The organism is Cryobacterium sp. PH31-L1 (genome assembly GCF_030063145.1).
GTDB lineage: Bacteria > Actinomycetota > Actinomycetes > Actinomycetales > Microbacteriaceae > Cryobacterium.
On the sequence record NZ_JASISM010000007.1, the window covers coordinates 176531 to 183552 of the forward strand.

Here is a 7022-nt window from a genome sequence, read left to right on the forward strand (position 1 = left end):
CTCGGCGACTATCATCAACAAAACAGCCAGTTCCGCCCGCACATGAGAGGCTCGAATGAACCAGCCTGCTTCGCCCCGACTGTCCCGGGTGGCCCGCCAGCGCCGCCTCGTGGACTACCTAGCGGGCGTACCGTCGGCGACGGCGGCCGAACTCGCCGCACTGACCGGCGTGAGCCTGATGACCGTACATCGCGATATCGAAGACCTCGCCCACCGCAACATCCTGCGCCGATTCCATGGTGGCGTCTCGGTACTCCCCACGAGCGTGTTTGAGAGCAGCTCGGAATTTCGCCTGCAGACACAGGCCAGCGCCAAGGCAGCCCTCGCACGCACCGCGCTGACCTTCGTCGAACCGGGCATGTCGGTGATGCTCGATGATTCCACCACCGTGCTGGCCCTGGCCCGTCTTCTCAACGATGTCGGGCCCCTCACCGTAATCACCAACTACCGTCAGGCGATCGAACTACTGCGCGAGAACGACGACATCCGCTTAATCGTGGTCGGTGGTCAATACTCTCGAACGCACGATTCCAACATCGCTATGCCGAGTCACGAGTCAGTGGATTCCTACGCAGTCGACGTGGTCTTCCAATCCACATCCACTATGGGGGCAGAGATGACCTACCACCAGGAGCAGGAAATTGTGCTCATGAAACGTGCCATGCTCCGCTCCGGAACCACCCGCGTGCTCATGATGGACGGCACAAAGGTAGGGAGAACATCCCTCCACCACTACGTGCCCGTGAGCGATTTCACCGATGTGATCCTCACCGACGACGTGGATCCGGATCTCGTTGAGCGCATCGAACGACTTTCCCGGGTGCATCTCGCGCCCGTGAAACCCACCTGACAGGTATTTTTCAGCCGGCTAGGCGCATCTGCTGGTGAATAATTACCAAATTACATAGCGAAACTAACATTTTGCATGTTAGTGTCTGCCTATCGGGTAACGGCGCTCACGGACGCCTATCCCCGCTTTCCGCAGAAAGGCAGCCGGATGACCCACATCCTCGCCGCAGGCGACCACTTCGTAGCAGCATCCCTCTTCATCGATGCTATCCGAGCGCGTGCACCCCGCGAAGACCTCACCTTCTCCAGCATCACGCTTCCGTGGCCGCACACGCCGTTCGGGCCGATTGGTTCGGTGCACGAGGCCAGCGGCAGTGTGCCAGAACTCATTGACGCCCTGGCCGGTGCCCGCATCGCCGTCACCCAGATGGCGCCGTTCACGGCTGAGGTCTTCGCCCATGCTCCCGACCTTCGGCTGATCAGTGTGTGCCGGGGAGGCCCGGTCAACGTTGATCTCGAGGCAGCCACGCAGGCCGGGGTCGTCGTGTCATTCGCCCCGGCGCGCAATGCCGTTGCAGCGGCGGAATTCGCCGTCGGTCTGATGCTGTCGGCGATGCGCCGCATCGTCACCACAGACAGCGAGCTCAAGGCCGGCAACTGGCGCGGAGACTACTACGCCTTCGAGAACACGGGACTGGAGCTCGACGGGGCAACCGTGGGTCTCATCGGCTATGGCGCAATCGGCCGCATCGTGGCCCGCATACTCCTGGCGTTCGGCACCACGGTCCTCGCTTATGACCCGTACGCGAACCCGGCGGCACTCGCCGCCGACGGGGTCGAGGTTGTTGACCTGGAAGACCTCCTGCGCCGTAGTTCCGTGGTCAGCCTGCACGCCCGGCTCACCGCCGAGACCCACCACCTGCTCAACGCGGAGAACCTCGCGCTTCTCCCTCACGGCGCGGTTCTCGTCAATAGCGCACGAGGCGGGCTGCTCGACTATGCACCCCTGCCCGACCTCCTGCGCAGCGGACGTCTCGGCGCTCTCGCCCTCGATGTCTACGACGTGGAGCCTCCGCCGCCCGAATGGCCGCTCTTTTCTGCGCCGAACGTCGTTATGACACCACACCTCGCCGGTGCGACCCAGCAAACCGCGCACCGCGCCGCTAGCATCGTGAGCGCCGATATCGCTCGCTACTTGACGGGAGAGAAGCCGTTGCACGTGGCCAATCCCTTGGTCTTGGACACGCTCGCCGAAACGGCCCGCCCATGATCATCGGTGTCGACATCGGCACGTCCGTCACGAAGGCCTCAGCTATACACCGGGACGGTTCGGTCGGCGAGACTGCGAGCATGCGGTCAATTCTGATCCAACAGCCCGGAGGCGCTGTCGAACAGGACCTCGACAGTGTGCTTGAGTCTGTCGCTGCGGTGGTTCGCCAAGTTGCAGCTTCCGCATCGGAACCGATCGAGGCAGTGGCGATCACCGGTCAAGGCGACGGCCTGTGGCTGAGGGACGCCGAGGGCCGGGCGGTGCGACCTCCGATCTCCTGGATGGACGCGCGCGCGGCCTCCGTCGTGGCCCGCTGGAATACCGGAGGCGACGACAGCGTCTCGCGGCAGGTCTACCGACTCACCGGTTCCGGCCTGTTCCCAGGGAGCCACGCTGCGCTTTTGAACTGGCTCAGCGAGAACGAACCGGAATCCCTGCACAAGGCGGCCGTCGCCGGCTACTGCGTCGATGCCGTGCTCCACAACCTCACCGGGGTCGTCACTGTCGATGCATCCGATGCCTCGCTGCCATTTCTCAACGTGAATACCCGAAGCTATGTCGCCGAAGCACTCGAGCTCTGCGGCGTGGCCGAATGGGCACATCTGCTCCCCCAGCCGACCGAGTCGGGCACAATCTTCGCCCTGAACGACGTCGGCAGCACGCTGCTCGGCCTGCCCGTGGGCACCCCCGTGACCGGCGGCCCGTACGATCTTCAGGCCTGTGGTTTCGGCTCCGGAACGACGCGCCTCGGCGAGGGTACCCTCGTTGTCGGCACCACGCTGAGCTGTCAGGTCCTTACGGATGACACAACCATCATCCCGCAGGCCGACCCGGCCGGCATGTGGCTCTGCACACCAGACCCCAAGCTCTTTCTGCGCGTGATGCCCTCGATGGTGGGCACGGCGAGCATCGACTGGCTGCTGTCTTTGTTCGACCTGCAGCCGAGCGACCTGAACGCCCTCCTCGAACAGAGCCCGCCCGGTGCCAACGGAGTCGGGGCGCTGTCGTTCCTCTCTCCCTCCGGCGAGCGCGCACCCTTTGTCGACCCCGCCGCCCGCGGCCAGTTCACCGGCCTGCAGCTACGCAATACCCGGGCCGACCTGGCGCGCGGCCTGTGTGAGGGTCTTGCGTTCGCCGCTCGGCACTGCTTCGAAGAGATGGGTCTTGACGGCGACGTGTCGGCCTGCGGCGGCGGACTCCAATCCGATGCCTGGGCATCCATCTTCGCCGATGTGTTGGGGCGCCCTTTGTATCTGCCGTTGGATTCCGCCGTCGGATCCCGGGGTGCCGCCATGGTGGCGTGGGCCGGGCTCGGCGCGCCGGTGGACGAGGAACTCTGGCGTTCCCAGCGTCGCCGCATCAACCCCGATACCGAGCGCACCGACTTTTACGAGGAGGCTTACCGCGAGTATCGGCGCAGTCTGGCCAGCGCCCGCACCCAGTGGGCGGGACGTAGTCGACCGTGACGGCCCTGTGGGTCGGAGTCGATGTCGGCACCCAAAGCGTGAAAGTGTCGGTCGTCGACGGGGTGGGAGTCGTCCACGCACAGGCCTCCGCACCGCTCACGAGCGATCGCACGAACGAGCGCCATGAACAAAGCCCCGGCCAGTGGATTCATCAGACGCGACGCGTGATGGCTGAGGCTGTGGGCGCACTGGCCGAGTCCGCCCGGGTGGACATCAGCGGGGTGGCAGTGTGTGCGACCTCCGGCACCATCACCACAGTGGATGCCGCGGGTCGCCCCCTCTCCCCCGGCCTGATGTACGACGATGGCCGCGCGGGTGTACTCAGCGATGAGGTTGCCGCTGCCGATCCCGCGCTCTGGCGCAGGCTCGGGTATCGCATCCAGCCCACGTGGGCGCTGCCCAAGATCCTCTGGCTCACCCGGAATGGGTGGGTTCTTCCTGGCGTGCGTGTGGCGACGCAGGCCGATGTGGTCACCGCCGCCCTGATCGGCCGAGCCGTCGTCTCCGATTGGAGCCACTCGCTCAAATCGGGCTACGACCTGCTTGAACTCTGTTGGCCGGCCGAGGCCTTCACCTCGCTTGGCATCGACCCACAGTCACTCCCGGACGTCGTCGCACCGGGCGGCGTGCTCGGTGAATCCTCCGCGAATTGGCAGGCAGCAACCGGGCTACCGGCTGGAACACCCATTTTTGCCGGCATGACCGACGGCTGCGCCGCGCAACTCGGCGCCGGAACACTCGGCCTCGGCGACTGGCACACGGTGGTCGGCACAACCCTCGTCGTGAAGGGAGTCAGCGACCACATTGTGGTCGACGACACCGGAGCCGTCTATTCGCACCGGGCCCCGCACGACGGCCTGTGGTTCCCTGGCGGCGCGTCGAGCGTCGGGGCCGGCGCCGTGAGCGCACTTTTCGCCGGCGACGACCTGAACGCACGAACGGCACGCATCAGCTCGACGTACACTGACCGGTTCCCTTCCATTCCACTGAGCTACCCGCTCGTGACAACGGGCGAGCGATTTCCCGTGGTTCGCCCTGATGCCCGCGGCTTTGTTCGGAAGGGGGGCGTCGAACATCCGCTCGCCGACGCGATCGCCCGCGGTATCGACTCGGACGCGCTGTTCGCGTCTGTTCTTCTGGGGGTGGCCTGCGTGGAGCGTCTCGCGGTCGAAACCATGTCGGGCGCGGGGGTTCCGGTTTCGGGCACATTCAGCTCGTCGGGTGGAGGGACAAAGAATGCTTGGTGGACCCAGTTGCGCGCCGATCTGCTCGGGCGTCCTATATCCGTGCCGGTCTCAGCGGAGGGATCGATCGGCATGGCGATCCTGGCAGCTTGGGCTGCCGGGCCCGGCTCTGCCGAGCCGTTACCGTCGGTTGCCGCCCGAATGTCTCTGGTCGGCCGCGTGTTCGAACCCGATACCGCCCGGCGTGATCAGCTCAACGAGTGCTACGCCGTCTTCCGTTCCGACCTGGTTGTGAAAGGGTGGCTTGTTGCATGAGCACTCTTATTCTTGCCCGTCACGGCGAAACACTGTGGCATGCCGAGAACCGCTATGCCGGGTCGACGGATGTCGGGCTCACCGAGCGTGGCCGTGCTCAATCTGCCGCCCTCGGTCGCTGGGCTGCCGGTCAGCCGCTCGTCGGCGTCTATTCCTCCGACCTTTCACGAGCTGTTGTCACTGCAACTCCCGCAGCGAACGCACTGGCACTCCCGCTTCGAGTCGATCCTCGGCTGAGAGAAGTGGACTTCGGCCAAGGCGAGGGCCTCACGACCGCCGAGATGCGCTACGCGTTTCCGGACGCCGTCGCCGACTTTCAGCTGCGGCCCGGTCAGTCGCCGCTGCCCGGCGGCGAGTCCGGAATCGACGCGGTAGACCGCGCCTGGCCGGCACTCGAGCACATTGGAGCCCGCAACGACGGTCCCGTACTAGTGGTGATGCATTCCACCCTGATGCGGCTCGTACTTTGTCGAGTGCTCGGCATGAGCCTCGACCACTACCGCGCCGCTTTTCCGGCCGTACGCAACGTCGCGTTGACCACAATCACGCTCGGGCCTGCGCCGGCGCTGCACGGGTTCAACGTGCCGGTGCCGGAGTGAACCAGCTAGATCCAGCCTGCCGTGCCTGTCCACGCAGCATCTGCGAGACCGCAGGTCGGTGAGGAGGAGATCCCCGCACTCGGGAATGATGACATTGTTGACGCTGAACTCGTACGTCTCAATGGTGGAGACCTCAACCGTTCCGGAACGCCGCTGGTCGTCCAGGAAGACCACTGCGGCCTCCGCAATAGTCGAGTTCGCGGTCAACGCCAGCCCGGTAATTCCATTGCGAAGCAGGTCGGCCTGCTCGTCAAGTGCTCGGCGGGCCTCCATCTCGGTGGCACGTGTTCCTTTCAACCGGTGAAGAGTTCCGAACTCGTCCCGCATGCGGGCATGTGCTTGGATCTGTCCGTTCGCCAGAACGACGATGCGGATGGTGCCGACTTCGCCCGCGCGCATTCGTCGCCTAGGCATGCATGGCCAGCGCCTCGAACCATGCGAGCACCTCTCGGCGCATGTATCTCACGTGGCGGCCCATGCGTCGATACGGCGGCCCGGTGCGAGTCTGTCGCCACTCCTCGAGCGTGCGGGGCGAGACCTGTAACAGGTCGGCAACCTGCTGCCCGGTCATGATTTCTGCGTCATCGTCACTCATGACAATCAGGTGCGACACGGCATTCCGACCTCGTACGAAGTGACACGTAGGTGGCCGGGCTGATCGTGTTAACGCCGACCGAAAATAGGGCCAGTATCGCCGATTGAAAACAGGGCCACCAGCCACTATGGAGGGTGATCAATATGGATGATTGGGCGAAGATACGCCAGCTGTTTTCAACGGGCCAGCACTCGAAGCGGGAGATCGGCCGGTTGGTCGGAGTCTCTCGAGGGACGGTCGATCGGGCGTTGGAAGCGGACCGGCTCCCGAAGTACCAGCGGGCGTCGACCGGGTCGAGTTTTGACGCGTATGCGGCGCAGGTTCGGGTGTTGTTGGCCGTGACACCGCGGATGCCGGCCTCGACGTTGGCAGAGCGCGTCGGCTGGCTGGGGTCGGCATCGGTGTTCCGAGACAAGGTCGCCTTGATTCGGCCGGAGTATGTCCCACCGGACCCCGCCGATCGGCTGGTGCACGAGCCCGGCCGGCAAGTGCAGTGCGACCTCTGGTTCCCGCACGAGCCCCTGCCGCTGGGCCATGGCCAGGAGGGCACGCCGCCGGTCTTGGTGATGACGTCGACGTTCTCCGGGTTCTTCCAAGCGATCATGTTGCCCTCGCGGACCACGTCGGACCTGCTCGGCGGGATGTGGTCACTGCTGCAGGCAGCTGGTGCGGTGCCACCCCGATTGACCTGGGACAACGAGACCGGCATTGGGAAGGGCAAACTCACCGAACGCACCGCCGCTTTCGCTGGGACCCTTGGCACGGAGATCAAGCTGCTCAAAGCCCGCGACCCGGAGTCCAAGG

Annotated in this window: 7 protein-coding genes; 6 read left to right on the forward strand and 1 reads right to left on the reverse strand. The window is 65.0% G+C overall.

Going from position 1 to position 7022, the window contains the following annotated elements; all coding sequences use genetic code 11:
- Nucleotides 1–55 precede the first annotated feature (55 nt).
- From QMF22_RS14955 to QMF22_RS14975, 5 genes are all read left to right on the forward strand, one after another.
- Nucleotides 56–850, forward strand: a complete 795-nt coding sequence (locus tag QMF22_RS14955; RefSeq protein WP_283455022.1) for a DeoR/GlpR family DNA-binding transcription regulator — start codon at nucleotides 56–58, stop codon at nucleotides 848–850.
- A 147-nt stretch (nucleotides 851–997) separates the two neighbouring features.
- Nucleotides 998–2059 (forward strand): 2-hydroxyacid dehydrogenase, encoded by a 1062-nt coding sequence (locus QMF22_RS14960; RefSeq protein WP_283455024.1) that lies wholly within the window; start codon nucleotides 998–1000, stop codon nucleotides 2057–2059.
- Nucleotides 2056–3525 carry an FGGY-family carbohydrate kinase gene (locus QMF22_RS14965; RefSeq protein WP_283455026.1) on the forward strand — a complete coding sequence of 490 codons (1470 nt, stop codon included), beginning with the start codon at nucleotides 2056–2058 and terminating at the stop codon, nucleotides 3523–3525. Before QMF22_RS14960 ends, QMF22_RS14965 begins: the two co-directional genes overlap by 4 nt.
- Complete coding sequence (locus QMF22_RS14970; RefSeq protein WP_283455028.1) at nucleotides 3522–5024, forward strand: FGGY-family carbohydrate kinase; 1503 nt, start codon at nucleotides 3522–3524, stop codon at nucleotides 5022–5024. Before QMF22_RS14965 ends, QMF22_RS14970 begins: the two co-directional genes overlap by 4 nt.
- Nucleotides 5021–5623, forward strand: a complete 603-nt coding sequence (locus QMF22_RS14975; protein ID WP_283455030.1) for a histidine phosphatase family protein — start codon at nucleotides 5021–5023, stop codon at nucleotides 5621–5623. The genes QMF22_RS14970 and QMF22_RS14975 overlap by 4 nt, the downstream gene beginning before the upstream one ends.
- A gap of 406 nt (nucleotides 5624–6029) precedes the next feature.
- Here QMF22_RS14975 and QMF22_RS14980 read toward each other — a convergent pair whose 3' ends face one another.
- On the reverse strand, nucleotides 6030–6236 hold the full coding sequence (locus tag QMF22_RS14980) for a helix-turn-helix transcriptional regulator (protein WP_283455031.1): 207 nt from the start codon (nucleotides 6234–6236) through the stop codon (nucleotides 6030–6032).
- A 125-nt stretch (nucleotides 6237–6361) separates the two neighbouring features.
- On the opposite strand from QMF22_RS14980, the gene QMF22_RS14985 reads away from it, so the two are divergent.
- The coding region (locus QMF22_RS14985; protein WP_502846968.1) for a transposase at nucleotides 6362–7022 on the forward strand (661 nt) is incomplete at its 3' end.

Coding starts and splice junctions, on each gene's coding strand:
- QMF22_RS14965 (WP_283455026.1), top strand. CDS start 2,056: ATGATCATCGGTGTCGACATCGGCACGTCCGTCACGAAGGCCTCAGCT.
- QMF22_RS14955 (WP_283455022.1), top strand. CDS start 56: ATGAACCAGCCTGCTTCGCCCCGACTGTCCCGGGTGGCCCGCCAGCGC.
- QMF22_RS14975 (WP_283455030.1), top strand. CDS start 5,021: ATGAGCACTCTTATTCTTGCCCGTCACGGCGAAACACTGTGGCATGCC.
- QMF22_RS14960 (WP_283455024.1), top strand. CDS start 998: ATGACCCACATCCTCGCCGCAGGCGACCACTTCGTAGCAGCATCCCTC.